Origin of the sequence: Halomonas korlensis, assembly GCF_900116705.1 — a bacterium.
Lineage (GTDB): Bacteria > Pseudomonadota > Gammaproteobacteria > Pseudomonadales > Halomonadaceae > Halomonas > Halomonas korlensis.
In genome coordinates, this window is the sequence record NZ_FPBP01000003.1 from 369,857 (window position 1) to 396,026 (window position 26,170).

Genomic DNA, 26,170 nt, shown 5'->3' on the forward strand with positions numbered 1-26,170 from the left:
GGGCCCGATGTATCAACGCTTGATGGAACATCTTACTACCGCGGTACTGCTGCTTGATGCGCAGTTGCGCGTGCAGTGGATGAACCCTGCCGCCGAAGCCCTGCTGGCGCTGAGCCTGAGCCGAGTGGAAGGACTCACGCTGACCGCGCTGCTCGGCCAGGAACATATCGGGGACGTCTTGAAGAAGGCCCGCGATGCCTACCATCCCTTCACCCAGCGCGAGGCGCGGTTGCAGTTGGCGAACGGTGAGGCGCTTACCGTGGATTACACCGTGTCGCCGTTGTCCGCGGACGAGTTGCTGCTGGAGATCGAGCCGCGCGACAGGTTGCTGCGCATCTCCCGCGAGGAGGCGCTGCAGAGCCGTCAGGAAACCATCAAGGTCCTGGCGCGCGGCATGGCCCACGAGGTCAAGAATCCGCTGGGGGGCATCCGTGGCGCGGCCCAACTGCTCGAGCGCGATCTCGATGATCCGGGACTCAAGGAGTTCACACGAATCATCATCGAGGAAGTCGACCGGCTGCGCGATCTGGTGGACTCGATGCTGGGGCCCAACCGGGTGTCCCGTCACGAGGCGCTGAACATCCACAAGGTGCTGGAGCGCGTGCGTTCGCTGCTGATCGTCGAGCAGCCTGGCGTGCATATCGAGCGCGACTACGACCCCAGCCTGCCCGACCTTGCCGGCGACGAGTCGCAGATGATCCAGGCGGTGCTCAACGTGGCGCGCAATGCCGTGGAGGCCATGACCGAGGCCGGCACCGAGCGGCCCCGGCTGATCCTGCGGACCCGCGCCCGGCGTCAGTTCACCCTGGGTGCCGAACGTCACCGGCTGGTCTGTGAAGTCGGCATGACCGACAACGGCCCGGGTATCGCCGCGGCACTGCGCGATACGCTCTTCTATCCGATGGTCTCGGGTCGCGCCGAAGGCAGTGGACTGGGGCTTTCCATCGCCCAGTCGATCCTGCATCAACACCACGGGCTGATCGAATGCGAGTCCGCCCCCGGCAAGACCGAATTCCGCCTGCTGATTCCGCTGGAGAATCGCCATGACTGATATCGCCCGCGTGATGATCGTCGACGATGACCGCGCCATTCGCTGGGTGCTCGAACGGGCCCTGGCGCAACCCGACCTTGAAGTCGAGTGCGTCGAGCGCGCCGATACTGTGCTCGGTCGCCTGCTCGACGATCCCCCCGATGTACTGGTCACCGATATCCGTATGCCCGGCATCGATGGCCTGGACCTGATGGCGCGGGTGCGCGAGGCGCATCCTGACCTGCCGGTGATCGTGATGACCGCGCATTCGGATCTCGACAGTGCCGTGGCTTCCTACCAGGGCGGCGCCTTCGAATACCTGCCCAAGCCCTTCGATGTCGATGAGGCGCTGGCGCTGGTGCGCCGCGCGGCGGCTCATGCCCGCGAACGCCAGCGCCCGGTCAGCGTGCCCGAGGGGCTCGATGCCGAGATCATCGGCGAGGCGCCGGCGATGCAGGAGGTCTTTCGCGCCATCGGCCGGTTGTCGCACTCGCATATCACGGTGATGATCAATGGCGAATCGGGGACCGGCAAGGAGCGGGTCGCCCGCGCGCTGCATCAGCACAGCCCGCGGACCGGCAAACCGTTCATCGCCCTGAACATGGCGGCGATACCCCGCGACCTGATCGAGTCGGAGCTGTTCGGCCACGAGAAGGGCGCCTTCACCGGCGCGACCTCGCAGCGCCAGGGCCGTTTCGAGCAGTCCAACGGCGGCACCCTGTTCCTGGACGAGATCGGCGACATGCCGGCCGAGACCCAGACCCGGCTGCTGCGGGTGCTGGCCGATGGCGAGTTCTATCGGGTGGGCGGGCACACTCCGGTGCGGGTCGACGTGCGTATCATCGCCGCCACCCACCAGAATCTCGAGATCCTGGTGGACGATGGCCGCTTCCGCGAGGATCTCTTCCACCGCCTCAATGTTATTCGCGTGCACCTGCCGAAGCTTGCCGAGCGCCGCGAAGACATCCCGCGGCTGGCGCGGCATTTTCTGGCCGAGGCGGCCAAGGAGCTCTCCACCGACGTGAAGGTGTTGACCGCCGAGGCCGAGACGCATCTCACCCAGCTGCCGTGGCCCGGCAACGTGCGCCAGCTCGAGAATACCTGCCGCTGGTTGACGGTGATGGCCTCGGGGCGCGAAGTGCTGGTCGAAGACCTGCCCCCGGAGCTTCGCAATAGCGATGGCGCCGACGCCGCCAATGGCGACTGGCGCAGCGCCTTCCGCGACTGGGCCGATCGGGCGCTGGCCGCCGGTCATACGCACCTGCTCGAGCAGGCGGTCCCCGACTTCGAGCGCATCCTCGTCGAAACCGCCCTCAAGCATACCGGCGGGCGCAAGGGCGAGGCCGCCGAGCTGCTCGGCTGGGGCAGGAACACGCTCACACGCAAGCTCAAGACCCTGTTGCCGGCGCTGGCGGACGAATAGGCAGGCCCATTGTTTACGAGCGCTCGTCCCTTGACGCGCCCCGTCGCTTTTCCTCGCTCAGGGTCTACAATCGAGAGGAACCATCTAGAGAAACCCTGGGTTTCATGGCCCACAGGACAGTGGCGCCAAGCAGGGTCTCACACCCTGAAGGATTAGGAGGTTGAACATGCACCACGACACAATGCATCCCACCAGTTCACTGAGCACTGCCGATCGCATGGCGCACCTGGTGGGCTGGTTCAGTATCGGCCTGGGGCTTTGCCAGTTGGTCAAGCCGGCTGTTTGGACTCGCACTCTGGGCATGGAGGGCTCGGAAAACCTCGTGCGCCTGTGTGCCACGCGTGAAGTGATGACCGGCATGGGCGCACTGTCTACCAACCCGGTGCCGGCAATGTGGGCCCGCGTGGGCGGCGACGTTCTGGACCTGGCAGCCCTGAGCTGGGCAAGGCAAGACAAGTTCAATCCCAAGCGCGACAACCTCAATATGGCCCTGATCGCCATGGGGGCGCTCACCGCGGTGGACCTGTACTGTGCCCAGTCGCTCGGCAAGCGGTACGCCTATCAGGGCGGGCCGACGCCCGACTATCGCGATCGCAGCGGCTTTCCCGGTGGGCTGACCAGTGCCAGAGGCGCGGCGGCCAAGGATTTCGAGACACCGACCCACCTGAAGGCGGCGCTGCCGTCACCGGCCAGCTCGCCGGGTACACGAACCCCCACCTCGACATCCACCTCGCCCGGCAGCCGCTAGCGGGATGCCCGGTAGGGTTGCCGGCCTTCGCCTCGAAACTCCCTTGATTCGCTCTCAAGGCCCGTATCGGCATTACGGTTCGGGCCTTCTATCGACTTCCTTCAGGCATCGTTGGCTGACGACAAGCAAGCCTACAACGAAAGGCGCATTGTTGAGGGAGAGGGGACTGCCGTAGCGTCAAGGACCTGAACCTATCATGCAATAGGACAGTCCGATGCCCGACGTCCCGCCTGCCCTCGAGAGCCCGCCGCATCGCGTCCAGATTACCGAGGTAGGTCTCCGCGACGGCCTTCAGAACGAGCCCGTGGTGCTCGCCACCGAGCACAAGCTGGCCCTGGCCCGCGCGCTGATTGCGGCCGGGGTGCGCGAGTTCGAGGCCACCTCCTTCGTGAGCCCACGGGCGGTACCGGCCCTGGCCGACGCAGCGGCGCTGGTGAGGACGCTGCGAGAGACTCCCGACCTGCACCTTTCTGCCTTGGTGCCCAACGTGCGCGGCGCCGAGCGCGCCCTGGAGGCGGGTGTGGACTCGGTAGTGCTGTTCGTCTCCGCCTCTGAAAGCCACAACGCCAAGAACGTCAACCGCAGCGTCGCGGCGTCCCTGGCGGGCTTCGAACAGGTGGCTCGCCTGCTCGAAGGTAGCGGCGTGGCGCTGCGTGGCGCCATCGCCACTGCCTTCGGCTGTCCCTTCGAAGGCAATGTGCCGGTCCGGGCGGTCACGAACATTGCTCGCCGCTTCGCTGAGCTGGGGGCGACTCACCTGTCGCTGGGCGATACCACCGGCATGGCCACACCGCCATTGGTCGCCGAGCGCATCAACCATCTGCGTGAAGTCGTCTCGGGCCTGCCGCTGACGCTGCACTTCCATAACACTCGCGGCATCGGCCTGGCCAACGTCATGCAGGGTCTGGCGCTGGGCGTGGATCGTTACGAAAGCTCCATCGGCGGCCTGGGCGGCTGTCCCTTCGCGCCGGGTGCCTCGGGCAATATCGCCAGCGAAGATCTTGCCTATCTGCTCGAGGAGATGGGCATCGAGACGGGCCTCGAGCTCGAGGGTCTGATCGACGCAGCACGGCTTGCCAGCGAAATGATGGGGCGCCCCCTGCCGGCCCAGGTCTCCAAGGCCGGGCCGCGCCTGGCGCTCGCCGAATGCACCGCCGTGGCCACGGCACGAGGATGAGTATGGAGGCTTCATTTCCTAGCGCCCCGGGCTCCTTGGCCGGCATTCGCGTCATCGACCTCACCCGGGTCATCTCGGGGCCTTTCTGTACCCAAATGCTTGGCGACCACGGCGCCGACGTGATCAAGGTCGAGTCTCCGGGCAAGGGCGACGTGGTGCGTGGCCAGGGCAACATGGTCAATGGCGAGAGCTGGTACTTCGCCCAGTTCAACCGCAACAAGCGCTCGCTCACCCTCGACCTGCGCAGCGATGAAGGCAAACAGATTCTCAATCGCCTGCTCGAAGGCGCCGACGTGCTGGTGGAGAACTTTCGCCCCGGCGTGCTGGCCAAGATGGGACTCGACGACGATACCCTGCGCGAGCGCTTTCCGCGTCTGGTGGTGGGGCGTATCAACGGCTTCGGCGCCACCGGCCCCTACCGCGACCGTCCCGCCTACGACTTCATCGCTCAGGCCATGAGCGGCTTCATGGGCGTGAATGGCCCGGCCGATGGCGAGCCGATGCGCGCCGCCCCGCCGATCAGCGACATGGTCGCCAGCCAGAACCTGGCGTTCGGCATCTGCGCGGCCCTGGTACGCCGTGCCGCCACCGGCCAGGGCGAGATAGTCGAGACGGCCTTGACCAACGGGCTGATCGCCATGCTCGGCTACCTGGCCGCCGAGTACTTCGCGACTGACCAAATCCCGGCACGCACCGGCAACGACCATCCGATGCTCTACCCCTATGGCCTGTTCAAGGCCAGCGACGGCGAGGTGGCCATCGCCCCCAGCAACGACACCATGGTATCGCGCCTGCTCAAGGCGCTGGACTTGCTTTACCTGCTCGACGATCCGCGCTTCGCCGACAACGCCCAGCGCATGGCCAATCGTGAGGCGCTGCGCGAGATCCTCAACGGTGTCATCGAGCAGCGCCGGGTAGACGACTGGATTGAGCACCTCAACCGCGCCGGGGTGCCCTGTGGCCGGGTGCATGACCTGCGCGAGACCTTCGCCGACCCCCAGGTACAGGCCCAGCAGATGCGCCTGGAGATCGACCAGGGCGACGCCGGCCGGGTGCCGGTGACCGGCTTCCCGGTGAAGATGCGCGAGGCACCGCCGGCCCTTTACCACCGGGTGCCACGGCTCGGTGAGCACACCCGCGAACTACTTGGGGAACTGGGCATGACACCGAGCGAGTTGGATGTGCTGCTGGCCCGCGGCGTTATCTAAGCTACCCTGAACACGGCCGCCGCGAGGCGGGGGAATGCCAGGGCGAGCCCCGACCCACTCGCCACAATAATAACCAGGAGGAAGACGCCAATGACATCCATCACCAAGAGCTTCTACGGCATCGCCGCCACCGCCCTGCTGGGCGCCGGCATGGCCGTCAGCACGCCCAGCCAGGCGCTGCCCATCAGCGAGTGCATCGCGCCGGCGGACCCCGGCGGCGGCTGGGATTTCACCTGCCGCTCGGTGGGCAAGCTGCTGCTCGACCTCGAACTGGTGGACAGCCCGGTACAGGTCACCAACATGCCGGGCGGGGTGGGCGCCGTGGCCTTCGCCAACGTCGAAAGCAATCGTGCTGACGACAGCGACCTGATCGTCGCCACCAGCACCGTGGGGGTGACCCAGATCGCCCAGGGCAAATACCCCGGCGGGGCCGATACCATGCGCTGGCTGGCCATGCTGGGCACCGACGTGGGCGTCATCCTGGTGGATGACGATAGCGAGTACAAGAGCCTTGAGCAGCTGCTCGACACCATGGTCAATGACCCAGGCGCTCTTTCCGTTGCCGGCTCCAGCGGTGCCGGCGGCTGGGACCACATCCGCGCGCTGATGCTGGCCAAGGAGGCGGGGATGCCGGCCGACCAGATCGGCAGCTTGCGCTGGGTGCAGTTCGATGGCGGCGGTCCGGCCGTGACCCAGATGATGGGCGGTCACGTGGACGTGGTATCGACGGATCTGGGCGAGATTGCCGGCTTCATCGAGTCGGGCGATGTGCGTGTTCTGGGCGTACTCTCCGAGGAGTCGCTGCCCGAGCCCTTCGACGAGCTGCCCACCGCCGCCTCCCAGGGCTATGACGTGGCCGGCTACAACTGGCGCGGTTTCTATACCGGCGGTGCGGTATCCGATGAGGACTATGCCGCCATGGTGGAGGACCTCCAGACGCTCTATGACAGCGCCGAGTGGAAGGAAGTCGCCCAGCAGAACGGCCTGGTGCCGCTGTGGCGCGGTGGCGACGAGTTCGACACCTTCGTCCGCGAGTCCATCGACGAGGTCGAGGCCATTTCCCGGGAGATCGGGGTCATCCAGTGAGCGATCTCCTGCAGGACGACGCCGGGCGGGTGCCCGGCGTTATCGGCGATCGCATCGCCGGGGCCCTGCTGCTGGTGCTGGCGGTGGGGGCCTGGTGGCTGTCGCACGACCTGGAGTCGGGCTTCATGCAGCCCATCGGGCCGGGCGAATACCCGCGCCTGATCAGCCTGCCTTTGGCGGTGCTGTCGCTGCTGCTTATCTTGAAACCGGGACTCAACCAGCGCTGGCCCGGACGCGCCGCCCTGGTGCGTCAGGCGCTGACCTTGCTAGTGCTGGCCAGCTACGCCGGCCTGGTCAAGCCGCTCGGCTTCCTGCCCGCCTCCCTGGTAACGGTGGTGCTGCTGGTCCATCTGTTCGGGGCGGCCTGGAAGTCCGCCCTGGTCAGCGGCGGTGTGCTCACCCTGTCGCTCTATGCGCTGTTCGAGTTCGCGCTCGGCATGCCGCTGCCCAACATGCCTGGTCTGGACTGGTAACCTCACGACATGGATATTCTTGCCTTTCTCGCCCAGGGCTTTGCCGTGGCCCTGGAGCCTCAGAACCTTTTCCTGGCCATCATCGGCTGCGTCATCGGCACCCTGATTGGGGCGCTGCCCGGCCTGGGGCCGGTCAACGGCGTGGCGTTGATGATCCCGCTCTCCTTCAACTTCAGCCTGTCGGCCACGGGGGCGCTGATCCTGCTGGTCAGCGTCTATTACGGCTGCATGTATGGCGGGCGCATCAGCTCCATCGTGCTCAACATCCCCGGCGACGAGCCGGCCATGATGACCACCCTCGACGGCTATCCGATGGCGCTGCAAGGGCGTGGCGGTGAGGCGCTGGGGCTTTCCGCGGTAGCCTCCTTCGTCGGCGCCGGGGTGGCGACCTTGGGGCTGGCGCTCTTTGCCCCGCTGCTGGTTCAGTTCGCCATCCGCTTCGGCCCGGCGGAGTACTTCGCGCTCTTCGTGCTGGCCTTCGCCACCATCGGCGGGGTGACCGGTGGCAGCCTGGTCAAGAGCTTCACCGCCGCCTTTCTGGGGCTGCTGCTGGGCAGCGTCGGCATCGATGCGGTCAGCGGGGTGCCGCGCTACACCTTCGGGCTCTACGAGCTCTACGACGGCATCGACTTCATCGTCGCCCTGGTAGGGCTGTTCGCCATCTCCGAGTGCCTGATCTACCTGGAGGACATTCGCGGCACCAACCGCCCGACCCTGACGATCGGCTCGGCGATGCCCGGCGTGCGCTCCGCTGGACGCTGTGCGCCGACCATCGCCCGCGGCTCGCTGATCGGCTTCGTAGCCGGGGTGTTGCCTGGGGCCGGGGCGGCACTGGGCAGCTTTCTTGCTTATATGCTCGAAAAGCGTTGGGTCGGCAAGAGTGGCCGCTTCGGCCAGGGCGACCCGCGCGGGGTGGCGGCCCCCGAGGCGGGTAACAATGCCGCTGCCGGTGGCGCGCTGATACCCATGCTGTCGCTGGGCATCCCGGGCAGCGGCACCACGGCGATCCTGCTGGCGCTGCTGCTGTCGATGAACATTACCCCGGGGCCGCTGCTCTTCGAGCAGCAGCCGGAGATGGTCTGGGGCCTGGTGGCGGCGCTGGTGATCGGCAACTTCGTGCTGCTGGTGCTCAACGTACCGCTGGTGAGCCTGTTCGCCAAGGTGCTGCAGGCACCCGGCTGGTTCTTGATGCCGATGGTGATGATGGTGGCCTTCGTCGGGGTCTATTCGCTCAACAACAGCGCCTTCGACCTCTATATGATGCTGGGCTTCGGGGTGCTCGGCTATGCGCTGCGCAAGCTGGAGATTCCCACGGTGCCCGTGGTGCTGGGCCTGCTGCTGGGCGGGCAGATGGAGTTCAACCTGCGCCGTGCCATGTCGATCTCCGGCGGCGAGTGGAGCATCCTGTGGAACAGCGGCATCTCGGTGGGGATCTATCTCTTCGCCGTCACTCTGATCGTTGCCGGTCTGGTCTACTCCTGGCTGGTCAGGGCGCGCCTGCCGTAGGCTCTCGGGCTGGGCGCCGGCGCCGGAGGCTGCCAGAATGGCGGTCTCAAGGAGATTGCCCATGACGCAGATGAGCTGGGAGCGGCTGCTCGACCCGGGCCGACTTCACGACACGCGTGACACGCCGCCCGCCAGCGGCCGCGACGAGATCGGCCGCAGCCCCTTCCACAAGGACCACGACCGCATCGTCTTCGCCGGTTCCTTCCGGCGCCTGGGGCGCAAGACCCAGGTGCACCCGCTGACCGACAACGATCACGTCCACACTCGCCTGACCCATTCGCTGGAGGTCGGTTGCGTGGGCCGCTCGCTGGGCATGATCGTCGGCGAGCGTCTGCATGCACGACTGCCCGCCTGGATCACCCCGGCAGATCTTGGCGTTATCGTTCAGGCCGCTTGCTTGGGGCACGACATCGGCAACCCACCCTTCGGCCACGCCGGCGAGTACGCCATCCGCGACTGGTTCTCGCGCGCTGGTGCCAACGGTAGCGGGCTGCTGGACGGCCTGTCTGCGCTGGAGCGCGAGGACCTGCTGACCTATGAGGGCAACTCCCAGGGCTTTCGTATCGTCACCCAGATCGAGTACAACCAGTTTCGCGGCGGCATGCGCTTAACTACGGCAACGCTGGGTACCCTGCTCAAGTACCCCTGGACCGTGGAACACGGCGGGACGGCCGGCAAGTTCGGCTGCTACCAGAGCGAGCGTGCTTTATTGTGTGAGGTCGCCGAGCGGCTGGGACTGCTGCCCAGGGGCGAGGGGCGCTGGTGCCGTCATCCACTGGCCTGGCTGGTCGAGGCGGCGGACGATATCTGTTATGCCCTGCTCGATCTCGAAGACGGTCTGGAGATGGGCATCCTGCGCTTCGATGAAGTGGCCGAGGTGCTGACCCAGATCGCCGGTGGGGTGCCGGCCGATTATGATGAGATGCAGCGCAGCGGCGTCTCGCAGCGACGGCGTATCGCCGCCCTGCGCGGCGCCGCCATGGAGCGGGCGGTGAACGACGTCGGAGCGGTCTTCGTGCAGCACGAGAGCGAGTTGCGCAGCGGCTCGCTCAGCCAGGACCTGCTCGATCTCTGCCATCCGGACCTGGGCTGGGGGGTAACCGCTGCCAAGCAGCTGGCCCGCGAGCGCATCTTCCAGAACGAGCGCAAGGCCAAGCTGGAGATTGGTGCCTACACCACACTGGGCATCCTGCTCGAGGCATTCATCGGGGCGGCCCACGAGCTTCATTACACGGGACGCTCCACCTTCAAGCATCAGCGCGTGCTGGCGCTGATCGGCGAGAACACCCCGCGCCCTTCCTGGAGCCTCTACGACAGCTACCGACGCATGCTCGACTTCATCGGTGGCATGACGGATCACTACGCGGTCGACCTCGCCCAGGAAATGGGCGGTCGGTTGCGGGGATAGCGGATGAGCATGGCCTTTTCTCGTCGCCGCCTGCGCAACGCCTGGCGGCTCGGCCTGCTGGCGCTGGTATGGAGCGGACTCGTTCTCGCCGAGACGCCACTGTCGCGGCTCGACGCCGAGGGTTTCGACCACTACACCCTGGCGCTGACCTGGCACGCGGGCTTCTGCGCAAGTCGCGCATCCCCGCCGCGCGAGTGTCGTGACCCTTCCCTTCGCGAAGGCGCCGGTCGGGGTTTCGTGCTGCACGGCCTCTGGCCTTCGCTGCCCGAACGCCTGGCCGACCGCGGCGTCGAGCGGCGCGAGTGGTGGCGGGAAGGCTGCTTTCTCGAACGGCCTCGCGCCGAGGGCAGCTTCTGTCGCGCCCATCCGCCCTTTGCGCTTTCCGAGAGTCTCGAGGCCGAGCTGGACGAGGCGATGCCAGGGCGAGCCAGTTGTCTGGAACGCTACCAATACGCCAAGCATGCCGCCTGTTTCGCGATGCCCGAGGAGGACTATTTCGCCGCGTCGGTGGCGCTGGTCGAGGCGGTCAACGCCAGCGCCTTCGGGGGCTTCGTGGCCCTCAACCAGGGCGGCGAGGTGGCGCGCAACGATTTGATCAAGGCCTTCGAGGCAGCTTTCGGCGACGCGACCGGTCGCGCCCTGCGGCTCGAATGCGACGGTCGCGGCAACCGGCTGCTGACCGAGGTGCGCATCGGTATCGACGCCGAGCGCCTGGACGCCTTTCCCGAGGCCGACAGCCTGGTACCGCTGGGGCGCGGGGACTGTGCGACGCGCGTCAGGATCGCCACCTTCGACTGATCAGACCGACGGCGCCTGCAGATGGGTGAGTTCGAGCAGGGCGGCGCGTTCGAGCAGGGCGGCAATAATCGCATCGTGTGTGGGCGCATCGATCACGCCGAGCCGGGTCTGGTCGAGCTGGCGGGCCAGCGTTTCGCCGCTCACCACCAGCAGGTCGCCGTCGGCCGCCTGGGCGTCGATATCCCAGCCGGGCAGGGCCAGCACGCCCATGACCGGCACCGCCTGTCCGGCTCGCTCATCGAGCCAATGGCTCAGCCAGCGGGTGGCCTGGCGGGTCTTCTGCAGGGGGCGACGCTCGCTCCAGCCGGGAAAGCGCAGCCGGTCGCGCTCCACGGCCACGCGATTGATCTCGCTGCCATCGGCGGCGCAGGCCGGGGTGCGAGCACGGGTCTCGACCACGAACACGCCGTGGGGCGTTACCGCGACATGGTCGATGGTGGTGGTGTCGGTGGGCACGTCATGAAATACGTAATAGGGATGGGCCTCGGGACGGATCATGGCCTCGAGTTCCTGTCCCACGGCCAGTTCGCAGGCCAGCCCCAGCTTCAGGCGGCGAATGCGCTGGAAGTCGCGGATCACTAGAAAGCTGTACAGCAGCATCAGCAGGGTGCTCATCAGGCCGTAGAAACCCCATTCCAGCCAGTTCTGCTGATTGGCGAAGAGCATGCGTCCCATGCCGTAGACCAACGGCGCCAGCGTGATGATGGGCCCCAGGGCGCCGTCGAGGAAGAGCCCGGCGAAGGCCTGGTCGAGCCGGTCGCGCAGCGCCTGACCTGGCTCACGCAGCGGGTGGGCGTCGAAGGGCGAGCGCACCCGGGAGTCGTGGAGATTACGCAGCGCGACAACGATCACTCCTGTGGCGGCCAGCGGGAAGAGAAAGATCAGCGGTAACAGGTATTCCAGCCAGGCCATCGGTCGGTGTCCTTGCCCGTCGGGGTGGGAGCGGCACCCCATTCTAGACAAGCACAGCCCTTCAGGGCCATTCTCTGAGTCGTTTGTGGCCGAATGGACGCCTTTCGATGCAGTCATCCTTGTCTGTCGCCAGTGAGCCGGACCTCACGGCGCTGGTCGATTTTGTGGCGCAGTTTCCCCGTCTGGCGGTACTCACCGGCGCTGGGATCAGCACGGCCAGCGGCATCCCCGACTACCGCGACGCGTCCGGCGACTGGAAACGCTCGCCGCCGATGCAGCACCAGCAGTTCATGGCCAGCCAGGCATCGCGACAGCGCTACTGGGCTCGGGCGCTGGTGGGCTTTCGCGCGCTGCAGGATGCCCGCCCCAATGCCGCCCACCATTCACTGGCGAAGCTCGAGGCCAGCGGCCGTGTCATGGGCGTGATCACCCAGAACGTTGATGGTCTGCACCAGCGGGCCGGCTCGCGCAATGTGATCGACCTTCATGGCCGCGCTGACGTGGTGCGTTGCATGAGCTGCCGCGCCAAGCGCATGCGCCATGACCTGCATGCCGAGCTGATGGACCGCAACCCTCATTGGTCGACCCGCGGCGCGCTGGCCGGCCCGGACGGCGATGCCGACCTGGAAACCGATTTTTCCGGCTTTGAGGTACCGAGCTGCTCGCGTTGCGGTGACGGCATCTACAAGCCCGACGTGGTGTTCTTCGGCGACAGCGTGCCGCGAAGCTCGGTGGAGCGCGCCTTCGCCTTGCTGGAGGCAAGCGATGCATTGCTGGTGGTGGGCTCGTCGCTGATGGTCTTTTCGGGCTTTCGCTTCGCCCGGGCCGCCGCCAAGCAGGGCAAGCCGATCGCCTGCCTGAACCTCGGCCGCACCCGGGCCGACACGCTCTATACCGTGAAGGTCTCGGCGCCTGCCGAGGAGGGCCTGGCGCGAATGGTGGCGTCGCTCGAAAGGGTTTCAGGCAACTCAGGCAATGCTTGACCTCACCCGCCGGCGAGCTTGACCGTATAGCCGCGGTGTTCCAGCTCGGCCTTGAGCCGCTCGCGGTGATCGCCCTGAATCTCGATGATCCCGTCCTTGAGCGCGCCACCGGTACCGCAGCGCTTCTTGAGCACCTTGGCCAGCGCCTTGAGGTCCTCGGCGGGCAAGGGCACCCCGGTGACGGTGGTCACGCCCTTGCCCTTGCGCCCGCTGGTTTCGCGGCGGATGCGCACGACACCGTCGAGTTCGGCCAGGCGGGCCTGGTCGGCCTGCTCGGTACACTCGCACTCGGCCAGGGGCCGGCGGCAGTCCGGGCAGGTGTCGCCATGTTCGGTGGAGTAGACCAGGCCGCCGAGCTGGTCTTTCAGGGATGCCATGTCAGCCTCCTCATGTTCGCCAGTGTCCGGGCGATGATAGCCCCCCAGCTGTCGGCCTGCATCCTTAGTCGTGGTCTACCGGACCAGGCGAAGAGGCGCTGCCCGAGCCCATTAAGACGGTGACGTTCGCGGTCACCGCAGGCTCATGCCTATACTGACGACGCGTCCCGGCCAGGAGCAGGTCCATGAATCTCGAACGCATCGCATTCGGATTTTTCATCATTCTTACCCTGAGCCTCAATTACGCGTTCGTCGCGGGTGGCCTCGAAACGCCTGCCCATCACAATATCTGGATTCTTACGCTCACCATCATCGTTAACCTGGTCGCGATCGGCCTGAAACTGGGAGACCGCTCCCAGACCGGGGCGTTGTTGCTGGCGTCCGGCCTGGTTGCCGGCCTGCTGCTGATTACGGCGCGCGTCGTCTGGATCGTCGCGGAATCTGGCGGCGCGGGTGGGCCGGGGCCTAGAGAAATGGCTGATATCGTCTCGATCGCAACGGGAGCGCTGGTCGCGAATATCGTCGCGGCGGTGATTCTGGTCGGTGATACGCTGCTCTCGCGGCGCTAGCAAGGTACGCGCGGTAATACTCGATTCCGACCCTGAACCGGCTATATTCTGCGCGCCATCATTCTGGTGGCCGAGGAGATGGGCATTCGCATGGCGATCCATCCTGACGATCCGCCTCGCCCGCTGCTGCGAAGGTGTAGTTCGTAAACGCATGCCGATTATAAAGCCTGGCATTTTACTCGAGACGAAGTAAAATTAAAGTGCAAAAAAGACAACAATAGGAGCGGAGGTATCGGCATGCAGACGTTCGGCAAGCTGCGGCTCACTGTGCTTTCACTATCGTTTTCCGCTATTGCTCACGCTGGTCCGCCGTGTTTTCCGGACATCGATTCGCTGCCGGAGAAGTGGCGGCCCGGGGCGGAGGTGGCCGAGAGTCTGAGGCCCGAGCCGTGGTCCCCGAGCGAGGCGCAGAACGCGGTGCGCTCGATCTGGCTCGGGGTGGAGGAGATGATCGCCCTCTACGAACGGAACCCGGCCGCGGCGGAAGACCTCTGGGAGGATTCGGTCGCCTCCCTGATCGAGGTGACCTATTCCAGCGCCAACGATCCCGAACTGGACAGGAGCGCGCGCGAGGCCGCGCTGAGGAACCTGTCCCGGCTGCTTTCGCCCTATCTCGATCGTACGCCGGACTCCATAGATTGTGATCAGTATGAGGACGTGGTGCCGCTCGCGGTCTACGCACACACGCAGCTCGGGCCGGATGACCCGCGTACGGGCAAGATTGTCGATCTGACCAACGCCGCACTTCGGGATTGTGAACCGTCTCTGGAAGCAGTGATGGGTATCGATTACCAGCCGGTCCTGGAGGGGACCGACGAGACGGACGACGAGGAGGTCTTCGACCTCGTCATCTGGAGTCTGCTCTTCATCGAGGCGCAGACGGTTCCTGGCCTGGAGACAACGGAAGAGATGAGGGCCTTCGCGCCTGCCCTCTGGGAGTATCTGAAGACCTACCCGCTTGACGACGTGGAGACCTTCGAGGACGGCGCGGAGGACGAGGACTTTATCGACCAGGCCTATCTTGCCACCCATATCGCCTACATCCCCACCGGAAATCACCGCTTCCCTCTCTATGTCGAGGACTCTCCAAGGCTCTTCGACTACCACCGTCGGCACTTCTATCCGGTGCTCGAGATGGGTGAGCTCGATCTCGTCGCGGAATTCGTCGACTCGCTCCGACAGTACGGCTGCACCTCGGAGAACGATATACAGGTGCGCGATGGCACGCGCTTCCTGCTCGACGTCTTCCATGCGGGAGACGATAGCTGGATGGCATATCGCGAGCCCGGCGAGACCGACGACGACGTCGACAGCTACGACCTCATCCACAAGGCGTGGACCGGGGTCCTCGGCGTCAGGAGCCGGGCCATCGAGCCGGCCGACCCGGGAACCTATGGCGGCATCGTCCGAAGCTGGCTTCCCGCCCCGCAGTGAAAGGGTCACCGCTGGACGCTCCCCGGCACCCGCGGACAGGGGAATGTCCAGCATGGCCGCGATCTTAGCGTGTGGCCAAGCGCGAGAGCGAGCGCTTGGCGCGCCCGGGACACGCCGGATACCGGACGCGGCCTGAGCCCAGACCGACGCTAGTACAGCGCGCGGATCGGTTCAGCGTGGCAGCCGCGATCCGGGACAGGCAGAGGGAGGGATGAACGCGTGTCGCAGACCTCCGATCTCGACCGTGTGGCGATGATCGTCCTGCGCTATATGCGCCGGCCGCTGTTTGCGCTGCTGTTCGTGTATTCAATAGGCATCATGGGGATGGCCCTGATGCCAGGCCAGGTCGTCGATGGTGAGACGACGTACATGAATCTCTTCCACGCCTTCTATTTCTTTACCTATACGGCGACCACAACCGGTTTCGGTGAACTGCCGAATGGCTTCAGCGACGAACAGCGCCTGTGGACGATCTTCTGCCTCTATACCGGCGTCATCGCGTGGTTCTATGCGCTCGGATCCCTGATTGGCCTGGTACAGAACCCCCATTTCATCCAGGCCTTGGACAGGTTCCGGTTCGCTCGCAAGGTCGACCGCAACAGGGAACCTTTCGTCATCCTCTGCGGTTTCGGCGATACCGGTAGTCTGCTGGCTCGGGGCCTGAGCGACCACCGTAAGCGTGCGGTAATACTCGATTTTGATCCGGAGCGCATCAAGGCACTGGGCGTACGCGATTACACGGTCGCGATGCCGGGACTCCATGCGGACGCCAGCGCGCCGAAACACCTCATGGCCGCGGGAGTCGACCATCCCGCCTGCCTGGCCATGGTCGCACTGACGAACGATGACGACGCCAATCTCAAGATCGCGGTGATGGCACGCCACCTGAATCCTCGGCTCCCGGTCATCTGCCGTTCGACCTCGGCGCGCCACGAGGCCAATCTGCGGGCGCTGGACAATGTCACCGTCGTCGATCCGTTCGAGATATTCGCTCAACTCCTCTACTGGGCGATCGCACGCCCCGAACTGCACAATCTCAATGCCTGGTTCGTGGGCGCCCCTGGCGTCAAGCTCGGTGCACCGGTACAGATACCGCGGGGCAACTGGATCCTGTGCGGGTACGGACGGATGGGTCGCTGGATCCATCGCTATCTCAAGGCCCATGGCATCGACGTACGTATTATCGACCCCGAAATGCACGCCAGCGAGGCCGGAGAAGGGACAGTCACGGTCCAGGCGCGAGCCGATCATTCGGCCTTGGTGACCGCGGGAATCGACGACGCGGCCGGGGTCGTCGCCGCGACGAATCGCGATTCAGACAATCTCAGTACGCTGTTGTCAGTGACGGAGCTCAATCCGGAGGCGTTTCGTATCGTGCGCCAGAACAGCCATGAAAATCAGGTCGCGTTCGATGCCGCCCGCGCCGACCTGGTCCTCCAGCACAGCCTGACAACGGCGCGCCGGATCCTGAAGCTACTGATATCGCCCCTTGTGCAGGAGCTGATCGACTGGCTCGCGGAACGCGAACCGGCCCAGACGAAAGAACTGGTGGCCCGTCTGCAGGCGGCCGTGGGTGAGGAGCCCCCACACCTGTGGTCGGTCAGGCTGATCCCGGGCGAAGCCCCGGCATTGACCGAATATCTGGATGCCGGTGGGGCCGTGGCGTTGGGTACGCTATGCCGCGATGCGCGCGCCTTCCCGGAAGGACTCCCGTGTGAAGCGCTCGCCGTTCGCCGGGCAGGGCAGTCGATCATGTTGCCGGATAAGGATTTTCAGCTTGGGATTGGCGATGAGCTCCTCTTCTGCAGCGTCCATAGGGTAGAGTCGATGCTGCAAGCGACACTCCATAATCCCTATACGCTTCGGTATATCGTAACGGGGGTCGATGAGCCGCGCGGGTACGTATTCGCATGGCTTGAAGACCGGCGGCGGCGTCGCAGCGAACATAAAGGTTGATATGCCTTCAGGACGACAGCAGGAGTGCCACCACCCCGGCCAGGTAGCAGCCAATGATGCCAACGCTCTCGAAGCCGATGTGCCCGGGGCCCTGACGTTCGCGATGAAGCATGCCGACCATCAGGATCGCGGTCATCAACAGCGACAGGGCGACCCACAGCGAGACCGAATCGGGAATGGCGTGGTAGATGGAGCCGCCGCGGTACGCGACATCGGCAGCGGCGACGAACAGGGTATCGAAGGCATTGCCGCCGATGATGCCGGCCACCGCCAGGGTCAACGCGCCCCGGCGCACCGCGGCCACCGAGGTGACCAGCTCCGGCAGCGAGGTCACCACGGCGGTCATCAGCGCGCCAACCACCGAGTGGCCCAGGCCGGTCTCGTCGGCGATGACGGCAGCGCTGCGCTCGAGCAGCCAGCCGCTGATGGCGAGGGTCGCCGCCAGCATCACGAACGCCAGCCAGAGTCGTGTTGCCGATTGCGTCATCGCCTGTTCGTCGGGTACGTCGGGCTGGGTGTCGCGGGTCTGGGCCGGGCTCCACATGGGGTGGTCGCGGCTGCGATCGACCAGGCGCAGGCCGAACAGGTAACCCAGCAACAGCAAGGGAGTGATGGGATGTACCTGCCAGAGCGTCCACTCGGGGGCGAAGCGACCGACCAGCACCAATGACAGCAGACACAGCAGCAGTCCGCCCTGCATCAGGTTGCCGAGGGAGGCGGCGGCATGTTCCAGATTGGCACGCCGATGGGTGATATCGGCAATGGTCAGGAACAGCGTCTGTACGGCGATGCCGCCGAGGGCGTTGCTCATCGCCAGAGTCGGGCGGTCGGCGAGCGCCGCCGACACCGAGACCACCAGGCCGGACAGCGAAGTGGTCATGCCCAGCAGCACGGCGCCGGCGATGGCCTCGCCGAGCCCGGTGCGATCGGCCAGGTTGTCGACGATGCCCGTCAGGCGGGTCCCCGCGACCCCGATCACCAGGGTGCAGCCCGCAAACAGCAGCAGCGCCATTGTCAGCGGCAGCGTGCCGAGGGCCTGACTCATGAGGCAAACGCAACGGACATCAATGCAGGGACCACGGCGGCAGCTGGCATCGAGACGGCTCTTGAAAGGACACCCTTCACTCTAGGTGTTAATGCTGAATTTTTTCAAGGTGCTGCCAGATTATGGCCATCACGCCCCGATCGGACGCCGTGAAGGTGACAGGCGAGGTAAACGCAGTGGCCGGCGTGGAGGGATCGTTCAGCCGGAGACGGCCATCTGGCGGGCGGCGGTCAGGTGGGTGATGACCGTGGGCAACTGGTACATGCTGCTGATCATGATGGCGCCCGAGGGCGTCTGCTCGGCATCGGGGAAGCGGTTGAGATGGATCACCGTCATGCCCGCGGCCAGCGCCGCCCGCACGCCCACGATGGAGTCGTCGATGGCCACGCAGTCTTCCGGCGCATAACCCATCAGGCTGGCGGCATGCAGGAACAGGCAGGGGTCGGGCTTCCAGCAATTGGCGGTATAGCCGCTGAACAATCGATCACCGAAGTATTCGGCCAGACCGCTGCTGCTCAGCGAGGCAAGAATCTTCGCCTCGGGGCCGTTGGAGACTACCGCCATAGGATAGCCGGCCAGCGCTGCGAGGGCCTCCGATGCGCCCGGCAAGGGCACCAGCTCGGTTTCCAGGCGCTGCATTAACTTGCGACGCATCCGTGTTTCCATGATCTCGAGATGGTCGGGGTCCACCTCGCCATGGCGGCGCTGCAGCTCGGCGACGATCTGGCGAAAGCGGGAACCTCGGAACTCGCCCATGTAATCGCTGGCCAGGAACGGCAGCCCCACGCCACTCAACGCAATGGCCATTTCGGCAGCAAGGAGCGGTTCGCTGTCGACCAGCGTACCGTCACAATCAAACAGCAGGCAGGGAGGATGTGCCATCGTCGGGCATCTCGCGCAGGTCAGGAAGTCGGCAAGTCCGAGTCATGACTATCAGCCTATCGGAGCAAGAATTGTGGCTCATGGGGCGATCATGACTTCGTGAACGGTGTTTCTAAATAGTATTGTCGCATATCCTTCGTCCTTCAAGGGCCTCGGTTGCGGTATTGACGATATTCCACGATGAGAGGGGCTGCCCAGTTGCGTTAAGTGACGAGATTTCTAAGTCAATGAAGGTGCGCTAGTCTGGCGTGACGCCGTGATTGCCGCACGGGCACGTCCCACATCGCCTACAGGAGTATCGCCACATGCGATTTCATCCCACGCTCACCACGCTTTGTCTCGCCATCGCCTTGATAGCAGGCGGTCTTGGCGCGCATGCCATGGCCTCGGAACATGATGAATCTTCCTCGGATGAATCGCAGGACAGCGCTCAGGAAGACAGCCAGGCCCTCGATGACGAGGCGTTACAGGAAAAGTACGGCATCACGCCCGGCGCGTTGAAGCGAGACGATTCGGCATCGGAAGACGGAAACGGTGATGGAGGCCAAGCCGCCGAGCAAGATACCGCCCAGGAGACCGAGCAAGATGCTGAGCAGGACCCGACCGAAGAGCAGGAGGGAGATTCGGGTGACGCCGTTACCGACGATACCGAAGCCGAAGAGGGCGATGAAGGCATCGACCAGACGGAAAAAGAAATGCCCAAGGACTGAGCGGTACGCCGTTTCATCAGGCTATCGCCGTGTCGGCAGCCTATTGGTCGGGTTCCTGATCGCCGCATCGTCTATCGTTCGCGGCGACCTCATCCTGCCCCTTCTCTGGATTTCTATCCTTCGCGACCGCGCGATGCCGACGACCGGATAACGTGGCGCTGGTGACTTGGGCTGTTTACTTGCGCCGAGAAAGACGACGAGAATTGGCGCTGCTGCGACGATGGTACGGCAACATCGCCTTGCGACCGGTGACCCACCACGGCGTCTGCTGGCCGAAGGCCATTCCCAGCATGGCTTTCTGCATTTCGAGTCCGGTTTCCATGGCGGCCTCGAGCTTCTCGGAGACCATGCGCTGGTTTTCCTTCATCATGCTGGCGCTGTTTGGCTGCTGGGTCTGCCAGAGATTCTGGCGCATGTTGATCGTGGAAAGTGATGTCGACCACAGCTCGAACGCCATGATCCCCAATTTCCAGATATCCATCATGGCCGCCGGGTTCTGCGGAATGAAGGCAGCCTGAGACGTGTTTTTCATAGGAATAGGACCTCTTGAAGCGAGAATGAAGTATGGGATAAGGGAAATAACGCGGCTAGTATCACGCATTCTGCAGTGCAACACGATAACCTGTGTTGGTTAAACACCCAAGTACGTACCTAGCGGCCCATAAGGGAAGCTAGGTACGTCATCGCTAACATTCAGGCGATTTTCGGCGTCATCTCTCCGCGTTCATACCGCTCGGCCATCGCCTCCAGGTTGATCGGTTTGATGCGGCTGGCGTTGCCGGCGGTGCCGAAGGCCTCGTAGCGCGCCATGCACAGCTGTCGCATCGCAGTGACGGTTTCCTTCAAGAACTTGCGCGGGTCGAACTCCGACGGGTTCTCGGCGAGGAAGCGACGCACCGCGCCGGTGGAGGCCAGGCGCAAATCGGTATCGACATTGACCTTGCGCACGCCGTGCTTGATGCCCTCGACGATCTCCTCCACCGGCACCCCGTAGGTTTCGGGAATCTCGCCACCGTAGCGGTTGATGACCTCGAGCCATTCCTGGGGCACCGAGGAGGAGCCGTGCATCACCAGATGGGTCTCGGGAATGCGGGCGTGGATCTCTTTGATACGCTGGATGGAAAGCGTGTCACCAGTGGGCGGCCGAGTGAACTTGTAGGCGCCGTGGCTGGTGCCGATGGCGATGGCCAGGGCGTCGACCTGGGTGGCCTTGACGAAATCGGCGGCCTCTTCGGGGTCGGTCAGCAGCTGTTCTATGTCCAGCTTGCCCTCGGCGCCGATGCCGTCTTCCTCGCCGGCCATGCCGGTCTCCAGGCTGCCCAGACACCCCAGTTCGCCTTCCACGGACACGCCGCAGGCATGCGCCATCTCGACGGCACGGCGGGTGACAGCAACGTTGTAGGCGTAGTCCATCGGCGTCTTGCCGTCCTCGCCGAGCGAGCCGTCCATCATCACCGACGAGAAGCCGAGCTGGATCGAGCGCTGGCACACCGCGGGGCTGGTGCCGTGATCCTGATGCATGACCACCGGGATATGCGGAAACTCTTCCACGGCGGCCAGGATCAGGTGGCGCAGGAAGGGCGCGCCGGCGTACTTGCGCGCCCCGGCGGAGGCCTGGACGATCACCGGCGAATCGGTGGCATCGGCGGCTTCCATGATGGCGCGCATCTGTTCGAGGTTGTTGACGTTGAAGGCCGGGACGCCGTAGCCGTACTCGGCGGCGTGGTCCAGCAGTTGGCGCATGCTGATGAGTGCCATGAAGTGTCCTGTTGTGCGATAAGAATGTGGGGGCAATGACGGCGCGGCGGCGTCAGCGCTTGGCGGCGTCTTCCAGTGCCTCGACCGCCGGCAGGGTCTTGCCTTCCACGTACTCGAGGAAGGCGCCGCCGCCGGTGGAAATGTAGGAGACGCGATCGGCAATGCCGTACTTGTCGATGGCCGCCAGGGTGTCGCCGCCCCCGGCGATCGAGAAGCCGTTACTCTCGGCAATGGCCAGCGACAGCGCCTCGGTACCCTTGCCGAACTGGTCGATCTCGAATACGCCCACCGGGCCGTTCCAGAGGATGGTGCCGGCGTCCTTGAGCAACCCGCCCAGGCGACCGGCGGTGTCCGGGCCGATGTCGAGGATCATCTCGTCATCATTGACCTGGTCGACGGGCTTGACTACCGCCTGTGCCGATTCGGAGAACTCGGTGGCCACCACCACGTCGGTGGGCAGCGGGATCTCGACCTTGGCCGCAAGCCGACGGGCCTGGTCGATCAGGTCGGGTTCAAACAACGACTTGCCGACGTTGTGGCCGGCCGCGGCGATGAAGGTGTTGGCGATGCCGCCGCCCACGATCAACTGATCGCAGCGCTCGGAGAGGGCATTGAGCACCTCGAGCTTGGTCGACACCTTGGAACCGCCGACGATGGCGACCATCGGGCGCTTGGGAGTGGCCAGCGCCTTCTCCAGGGCGTCGAGTTCGGCTGCCAGTAGCGGGCCGGCGCACGCCGTGGGGGCGAAGCGTACCACGCCATGGGTGGACGCCTGGGCGCGGTGGGCGGTGCCGAAGGCGTCCATGACGAAGATATCGCAGAGCTCGGCGTATTGCCGGGCGAGCGTCTCGTCGTCTTTCTTCTCGCCCTCGTTGAAGCGCACGTTCTCGAGCAGCACCACTTCGCCATCGGCCAGGTCCAGGGCAATGTCCAGGTACTCGGTAACCAGGCGGACGGGACGGCCAAGCAGCTCGCCCAGGTGCTCGGCCACCGGGGCCAGCGAGAACTCCTCGGCGGGTTCGCCCTCGGTGGGACGACCCAGGTGGCTCATCAGCATCAGCTTGGCGCCGGCATCGACGGCGGCCTGGATGGTCGGCAGGCAGGCCCGCAGGCGAGCGTCGCTGGTCACCTTGCCGTGCTTGACGGGGACGTTCAGGTCCTCGCGGATCAGCACGCGCTGCCCGCTGAGGTCGAGGTCGGTCATCTTGCGAACGTTCATCGGGACGTGATCCTCAATCTGGGAAAACCAAAGCAGGGTCGTAGACGCCGGGTCATCGAAACAGGTTCATCGAAACAGGGTCAGCGGCCGGGCGGGGCCAGGGCGGCCAGCTGCCGGCTCACGTCGAGCATGCGGTTGGCGAAGCCCCACTCGTTGTCGAACCAGCAGAGCAGCTTGATCAGGCGGGTGCCGGCGACCCGGGTCTGGGTGGCGTCCACGATACCCGAGCGGGGGTCATGGTTGAAGTCGACCGAGGCCATGGGCTCTTCCGTGTAGCCGAGCAGGCCGGCCAGGCGGTCGCGGCTGGCCTCGCGCAGCAGGGCGTTGACCTCGGCGGCCGAGGTGTCATGGCGCACGGTAATCGCCAGGTCCATGGCCGAGACGTTGATGGTCGGCACGCGCATGTGCAGGCATTCGAAGCGCCCGGTCAGGTGCGGCATCAGGCGGTTGATCCCGCGCGCCAGGCCGGTGTCCACCGGCACGATGGAGTGCATCGCCGAGCGTGTCAGGCGCAGGTCGGTCTGGTGGTAGGCGTCGATCACCGGCTGGTCGTTCATCGCCGAATGAATGGTGGTAGTCACGCCGTGCTCGATGCCGAGTGCCTCGTCGAGCACGGTGAGCACCGGCACCAGGCAGTGGGTGGTGCAGGAGGCCGCCGAGACGATGCGGTGGCCGGGCGCCAGGTGATGGTCATTGATACCGGTGACGATGGTGGCATCGACGTCGTTTTCCGCCGGCTGGGAGAACAGCAGCCGGCCGGCCCCGGCGGCCAGATGGCGCTCGGCGGTGGCGCGATCGCGGAAGCTGCCGGAGCATTCCAGTACCAGGTCGATGTCCAGTTCGCACCAGGGCAGCCGGTCGGGGTCGGGCTCGCAGAGCACGCGAATGGCGTGGCCGTCGACCATCAGGCAGTCGCCTTCGGCCTCGACCCGACCGGGGAAACGGCCGTGGGTGGTGTCGTAGCGGGTCAGATAGGCGATGGTGGCCAGGTCCGAGAGCTCGTTGATCGCCACGATCTCGAGCGCTGCGTGATCGCTACGGTTGCTGACGTCGAGTCGTGCCTGTCGTTCGACAAGCGCGCGCAGCACGCACTGGCCGATGCGGCCGTAACCGTTGATGGCGATGCGATAGGCCATGGCGGTGCCTGGGACTCCCGGTAGCGAGTGAGACGAGCCGGCCATTCTAGCGCACTTGCGGGCTGAACGTCTGCCCTACAGCCCCAGCAGCCGCCAGGCCAGCGGCAGGAACAGGGCGCTGAAGATGCCGGTCAGGCTCATGCCCAGCGAGGCGAAGGCGCCGGCGGTAGGGCCCAGTTCGAAGGCGCGTACCGTACCGATGACGTGGCCATTGACGCCGAGCACGAAGCCCAGCACCCGCGGGTCGCGTATCGACAGATACCTGGCCAGCGCCCCGACGCAGGCAGTGGACATCACGCCGGTGATCAGCAGGCCGCCCATCATCAGGGGAATCACCCCGCCGAGCTGCTCGGTGATGCCGATGGCGATCGGCGCGGTCACCGACTTGGGCGCCAGCGACGCCAGCACCTCGGGCGAGGCGTCGAGCAGCCAGGCCAGCGCCACCGAGTAGAAGGCGGCCAGCATCGCCGCCGGAGGCAGGCTGATCAGGATCGGGCGCCACAGGTCGCGGATGCGCGGCAACTGCTGGAACAGCGGCACGCCGAGGGCCACCGTGGCCGGGCCGAGCAGCAGCATCAACCAGCCGGCGCCACGCCGGTAATCGCCGTAGTCGATACCCAGCAAGGCCAGGCTGGCGGCGAGCAGCATGGCGGCGATCAGGATCGCCGGGCACCAACTCGGCCGGTTAAGGCGCAGGAACAGCCGATTGCCGGCCAGGAAGGCCGCCAGGGTCAGGGCGATCGCCGGCATGGGGGTGGCCAGCAGGTGCTCGCGCAGCAGGGCCAGGCTCTCACTCATCGGGCGCGTCCGCCGGCATGAAGCGCAGCATCAGCCACAGCGTGGTCGCCACGCTGAGCAGGGTGCCGAGTATCAGCGCCACGCCCACGGCGAGCCATTGGCCGGCAAAGGCCTCGGCAATAAAAAATACGCCCACTACGCCGGGCATGATCAGCATTGCCAGCACCGCGATCAGCGGCTGGCTGGCGGCCTGAATGTCCTCGCTGACCCGCCCGCGCAGGATGAGCCACAGGGTCATGGCGAGCATGCCCACCACGCCGGAAGACACCGGGAGCCGCAGCGACCATACCAGGGCCTGGCCGAGAAGCAGGAACCCGACCAACCATAGAAACCCCCGCAATACCGGCATAAGCGTCCTTGACAGGAAGGGAGAAAAATTGCTCGTCCGGGCCTTGAAACCGCGTCGAGCGATCCTATTGTGCAGATAACCGGGGCAATGTCAGCAGGTACTGACCATCCCCGTATCGCAACACATGAAGCTTGATGTCAAAGGAGGTGTTCGTGATGTTCGGAGATCTCAGACGTTTCGATGTCGGCCAGCCGCAGGGACTGGACTGGTTTCGGCAATGGATGGACGAGGTGTTTCCCGAGACTGCGGCGGCGGATATCCGCTCGGTGCCGCGTGGCAGCTACCCGATGATCAATGTCGGACGCACCGATGATGCGGTGCGCGTCTACGTCTTCGCGGCGGGACTGACCGCGGAGCAGCTGGAGGTCAGCATTCAGGATAATGTCCTGACCGTCAGCGGCAAACGCGAAGCGCCGGATGTCGGGGCAGAAGGGCAGGCGGCGCGTACCGATTTTCGTCGCGAGCGCTACCAGGGCGAATTCAGCCGGTCCCTGGCGTTGCCGGATGGCCTGGATGTCGACCGCACCGAAGCGCATTTTCGCGACGGCATCTGCGAGGTCCGGCTGCCCAAGCGCGAGGAGCTCAAGCCGCGCCGGATCGAGGTTCAGGCGAAGAACGCCAGCTGACCCGGTTGCTCACCGATACGCATCCATCGGAAGACACGAAAACGGACGCAACACACGTCACACAAACGGAGGTGAATCGTCATGAATGAGGTGACCAGACGCAATGACGCGCGGGAGCCGGCCAAGCGTGAAGAGCAAAAGGAGACGCTGGTGCCGGCGGTGGATATCTTCGAGCAGAGCAATGCCCTGCATGTTATCGCCGACATGCCCGGGGTGAGCCGCGAGTCCCTGAGCATCGAGGTGGACAACAACATCCTGACCCTGGAAGGCGAGGTAAGGCTCGACATGCCCGAGGGGTTGTCCGCCATCTATGCCGAGGTGCGTGCCCAGCGATTCATGCGTCGCTTTACGCTGAGTCACGAGATCGAGGCCGATGCCATCGAGGCACGCATCGAAAACGGGGTGGTGCATCTGGTACTGCCCAAGAAAGAGACCCATCGTCCTCGGCGCATCGACGTCAAGGCAGCCTGACGGGCTGTCGGGTAAAACGCCACAAGGCCACGAGTGCCCTTCCCAACGGAGGGGCGCTTGCGTTTGTGCTGGCGGTGTCATGTCGGCG

Annotated in this window: 27 protein-coding genes and 1 pseudogene; 18 read left to right on the forward strand and 10 right to left on the reverse strand. The window is 65.2% G+C overall.

Annotated elements, in window-relative coordinates:
* Nucleotides 1–7: 7 nt before the first annotated feature.
* The 10 genes from glnL to BM341_RS06485 all read left to right on the forward strand — a co-directional run bounded on the left by glnL (nt 8) and on the right by BM341_RS06485 (nt 10,857).
* Entirely contained in the window at nt 8–1,051 is a 1,044-nt protein-coding gene (glnL, locus tag BM341_RS06440) for a nitrogen regulation protein NR(II) (RefSeq protein ID WP_089794069.1), read from the forward strand.
* Complete coding sequence (gene ntrC / locus BM341_RS06445; RefSeq protein ID WP_089794072.1) at nt 1,044–2,453, forward strand: nitrogen regulation protein NR(I); 1,410 nt, start codon at nt 1,044–1,046, stop codon at nt 2,451–2,453. Before glnL ends, ntrC begins: the two co-directional genes overlap by 8 nt.
* Nucleotides 2,454–2,619: 166 nt before the next feature.
* Nucleotides 2,620–3,201 carry a hypothetical protein gene (locus BM341_RS06450; RefSeq protein WP_089794074.1) on the forward strand — a complete coding sequence of 194 codons (582 nt, stop codon included), beginning with the start codon at nt 2,620–2,622 and terminating at the stop codon, nt 3,199–3,201.
* 214 nt (nt 3,202–3,415) lie between these two features.
* On the forward strand, nt 3,416–4,378 hold the full coding sequence (locus BM341_RS06455) for a hydroxymethylglutaryl-CoA lyase (protein WP_089794076.1): 963 nt from the start codon (nt 3,416–3,418) through the stop codon (nt 4,376–4,378).
* A 2-nt stretch (nt 4,379–4,380) separates the two neighbouring features.
* Complete coding sequence (locus tag BM341_RS06460; protein ID WP_089794078.1) at nt 4,381–5,586, forward strand: CaiB/BaiF CoA transferase family protein; 1,206 nt, start codon at nt 4,381–4,383, stop codon at nt 5,584–5,586.
* Nucleotides 5,587–5,676: 90 nt separating this feature from the next.
* On the forward strand, nt 5,677–6,672 hold the full coding sequence (locus tag BM341_RS06465) for a Bug family tripartite tricarboxylate transporter substrate binding protein (protein WP_089794080.1): 996 nt from the start codon (nt 5,677–5,679) through the stop codon (nt 6,670–6,672).
* A complete protein-coding gene (locus BM341_RS06470; RefSeq protein WP_175507808.1) occupies nt 6,669–7,145 on the forward strand; it encodes a tripartite tricarboxylate transporter TctB family protein in 477 nt (158 codons plus the stop codon). Before BM341_RS06465 ends, BM341_RS06470 begins: the two co-directional genes overlap by 4 nt.
* A 9-nt stretch (nt 7,146–7,154) precedes the next feature.
* A complete protein-coding gene (locus BM341_RS06475) occupies nt 7,155–8,651 on the forward strand; it encodes a tripartite tricarboxylate transporter permease (protein ID WP_089794084.1) in 1,497 nt (498 codons plus the stop codon).
* Between the two features lie 61 nt (nt 8,652–8,712).
* Nucleotides 8,713–10,059 carry a deoxyguanosinetriphosphate triphosphohydrolase gene (locus tag BM341_RS06480; RefSeq protein WP_089794086.1) on the forward strand — a complete coding sequence of 449 codons (1,347 nt, stop codon included), beginning with the start codon at nt 8,713–8,715 and terminating at the stop codon, nt 10,057–10,059.
* Between the two features lie 3 nt (nt 10,060–10,062).
* Nucleotides 10,063–10,857, forward strand: coding sequence for a ribonuclease T2 family protein (locus BM341_RS06485; RefSeq protein ID WP_245784190.1), 795 nt, complete (start codon nt 10,063–10,065; stop codon nt 10,855–10,857).
* On the opposite strand, the gene BM341_RS06490 is transcribed toward BM341_RS06485, so the two are convergent.
* Nucleotides 10,858–11,769: a nuclease-related domain-containing protein gene (locus BM341_RS06490; protein ID WP_089794088.1), complete on the reverse strand. Its 912-nt coding sequence runs from the start codon at nt 11,767–11,769 to the stop codon at nt 10,858–10,860.
* 107 nt (nt 11,770–11,876) lie between these two features.
* On the opposite strand from BM341_RS06490, the gene BM341_RS06495 reads away from it, so the two are divergent.
* Nucleotides 11,877–12,752: an NAD-dependent protein deacetylase gene (locus BM341_RS06495; protein ID WP_089794090.1), complete on the forward strand. Its 876-nt coding sequence runs from the start codon at nt 11,877–11,879 to the stop codon at nt 12,750–12,752.
* 2 nt (nt 12,753–12,754) lie between these two features.
* Here the strand turns inward: BM341_RS06495 and BM341_RS06500 are convergent, their stop codons facing one another.
* The gene (locus tag BM341_RS06500) at nt 12,755–13,129 is read right to left on the reverse strand and encodes a translation initiation factor Sui1 (RefSeq protein ID WP_089794092.1); all 375 of its coding nucleotides are present in this window, start codon (nt 13,127–13,129) and stop codon (nt 12,755–12,757) included.
* Nucleotides 13,130–13,314: 185 nt separating this feature from the next.
* Between BM341_RS06500 and BM341_RS06505 the strand changes: the two genes are divergently transcribed.
* From BM341_RS06505 to BM341_RS06520, 4 genes and pseudogenes are all read left to right on the forward strand, one after another.
* Nucleotides 13,315–13,698, forward strand: coding sequence for a DUF6394 family protein (locus BM341_RS06505; RefSeq protein WP_089794094.1), 384 nt, complete (start codon nt 13,315–13,317; stop codon nt 13,696–13,698).
* 39 nt (nt 13,699–13,737) lie between these two features.
* Nucleotides 13,738–13,827 (forward strand): annotated as a pseudogene (locus BM341_RS06510) (mannonate dehydratase); the annotation flags it as partial.
* 108 nt (nt 13,828–13,935) lie between these two features.
* The gene (locus BM341_RS06515; RefSeq protein ID WP_089794098.1) at nt 13,936–15,132 is read left to right on the forward strand and encodes a hypothetical protein; all 1,197 of its coding nucleotides are present in this window, start codon (nt 13,936–13,938) and stop codon (nt 15,130–15,132) included.
* Between the two features lie 219 nt (nt 15,133–15,351).
* Nucleotides 15,352–17,088 (forward strand): potassium channel family protein, encoded by a 1,737-nt coding sequence (locus BM341_RS06520; protein ID WP_089794100.1) that lies wholly within the window; start codon nt 15,352–15,354, stop codon nt 17,086–17,088.
* Between the two features lie 7 nt (nt 17,089–17,095).
* Here the strand turns inward: BM341_RS06520 and BM341_RS06525 are convergent, their stop codons facing one another.
* Together BM341_RS06525 and BM341_RS06530 are read right to left on the reverse strand one after the other, a co-directional pair.
* Nucleotides 17,096–18,133, reverse strand: coding sequence for a sodium:calcium antiporter (locus BM341_RS06525; RefSeq protein ID WP_089794102.1), 1,038 nt, complete (start codon nt 18,131–18,133; stop codon nt 17,096–17,098).
* Between the two features lie 198 nt (nt 18,134–18,331).
* On the reverse strand, nt 18,332–19,015 hold the full coding sequence (locus BM341_RS06530) for an HAD family hydrolase (RefSeq protein WP_089794104.1): 684 nt from the start codon (nt 19,013–19,015) through the stop codon (nt 18,332–18,334).
* 305 nt (nt 19,016–19,320) lie between these two features.
* On the opposite strand from BM341_RS06530, the gene BM341_RS06535 reads away from it, so the two are divergent.
* The gene (locus BM341_RS06535) at nt 19,321–19,725 is read left to right on the forward strand and encodes a hypothetical protein (protein WP_089794106.1); all 405 of its coding nucleotides are present in this window, start codon (nt 19,321–19,323) and stop codon (nt 19,723–19,725) included.
* A gap of 175 nt (nt 19,726–19,900) precedes the next feature.
* Here the strand turns inward: BM341_RS06535 and BM341_RS06540 are convergent, their stop codons facing one another.
* From BM341_RS06540 to BM341_RS06565, 6 genes are all read right to left on the reverse strand, one after another.
* Nucleotides 19,901–20,257, reverse strand: a complete 357-nt coding sequence (locus tag BM341_RS06540; protein WP_175507809.1) for a hypothetical protein — start codon at nt 20,255–20,257, stop codon at nt 19,901–19,903.
* 161 nt (nt 20,258–20,418) lie between these two features.
* The gene (fba, locus tag BM341_RS06545; protein ID WP_089794108.1) at nt 20,419–21,483 is read right to left on the reverse strand and encodes a class II fructose-bisphosphate aldolase; all 1,065 of its coding nucleotides are present in this window, start codon (nt 21,481–21,483) and stop codon (nt 20,419–20,421) included.
* Between the two features lie 52 nt (nt 21,484–21,535).
* Nucleotides 21,536–22,702, reverse strand: a complete 1,167-nt coding sequence (locus BM341_RS06550; RefSeq protein ID WP_089794110.1) for a phosphoglycerate kinase — start codon at nt 22,700–22,702, stop codon at nt 21,536–21,538.
* A gap of 80 nt (nt 22,703–22,782) precedes the next feature.
* Nucleotides 22,783–23,838 carry a type I glyceraldehyde-3-phosphate dehydrogenase gene (locus BM341_RS06555; RefSeq protein ID WP_089794112.1) on the reverse strand — a complete coding sequence of 352 codons (1,056 nt, stop codon included), beginning with the start codon at nt 23,836–23,838 and terminating at the stop codon, nt 22,783–22,785.
* Nucleotides 23,839–23,913: 75 nt separating this feature from the next.
* On the reverse strand, nt 23,914–24,636 hold the full coding sequence (locus BM341_RS06560; protein WP_089794114.1) for an LrgB family protein: 723 nt from the start codon (nt 24,634–24,636) through the stop codon (nt 23,914–23,916).
* The gene (locus BM341_RS06565) at nt 24,629–24,985 is read right to left on the reverse strand and encodes a CidA/LrgA family protein (RefSeq protein WP_089794116.1); all 357 of its coding nucleotides are present in this window, start codon (nt 24,983–24,985) and stop codon (nt 24,629–24,631) included. Before BM341_RS06565 ends, BM341_RS06560 begins: the two co-directional genes overlap by 8 nt.
* Before the next feature lie 155 nt (nt 24,986–25,140).
* On the opposite strand from BM341_RS06565, the gene BM341_RS06570 reads away from it, so the two are divergent.
* Both BM341_RS06570 and BM341_RS06575 read left to right on the forward strand, forming a co-directional pair.
* Nucleotides 25,141–25,611: an Hsp20/alpha crystallin family protein gene (locus BM341_RS06570; protein ID WP_089794118.1), complete on the forward strand. Its 471-nt coding sequence runs from the start codon at nt 25,141–25,143 to the stop codon at nt 25,609–25,611.
* Nucleotides 25,612–25,692: 81 nt separating this feature from the next.
* Nucleotides 25,693–26,082, forward strand: a complete 390-nt coding sequence (locus BM341_RS06575) for an Hsp20/alpha crystallin family protein (protein ID WP_089794120.1) — start codon at nt 25,693–25,695, stop codon at nt 26,080–26,082.
* Nucleotides 26,083–26,170 lie beyond the last annotated feature (88 nt).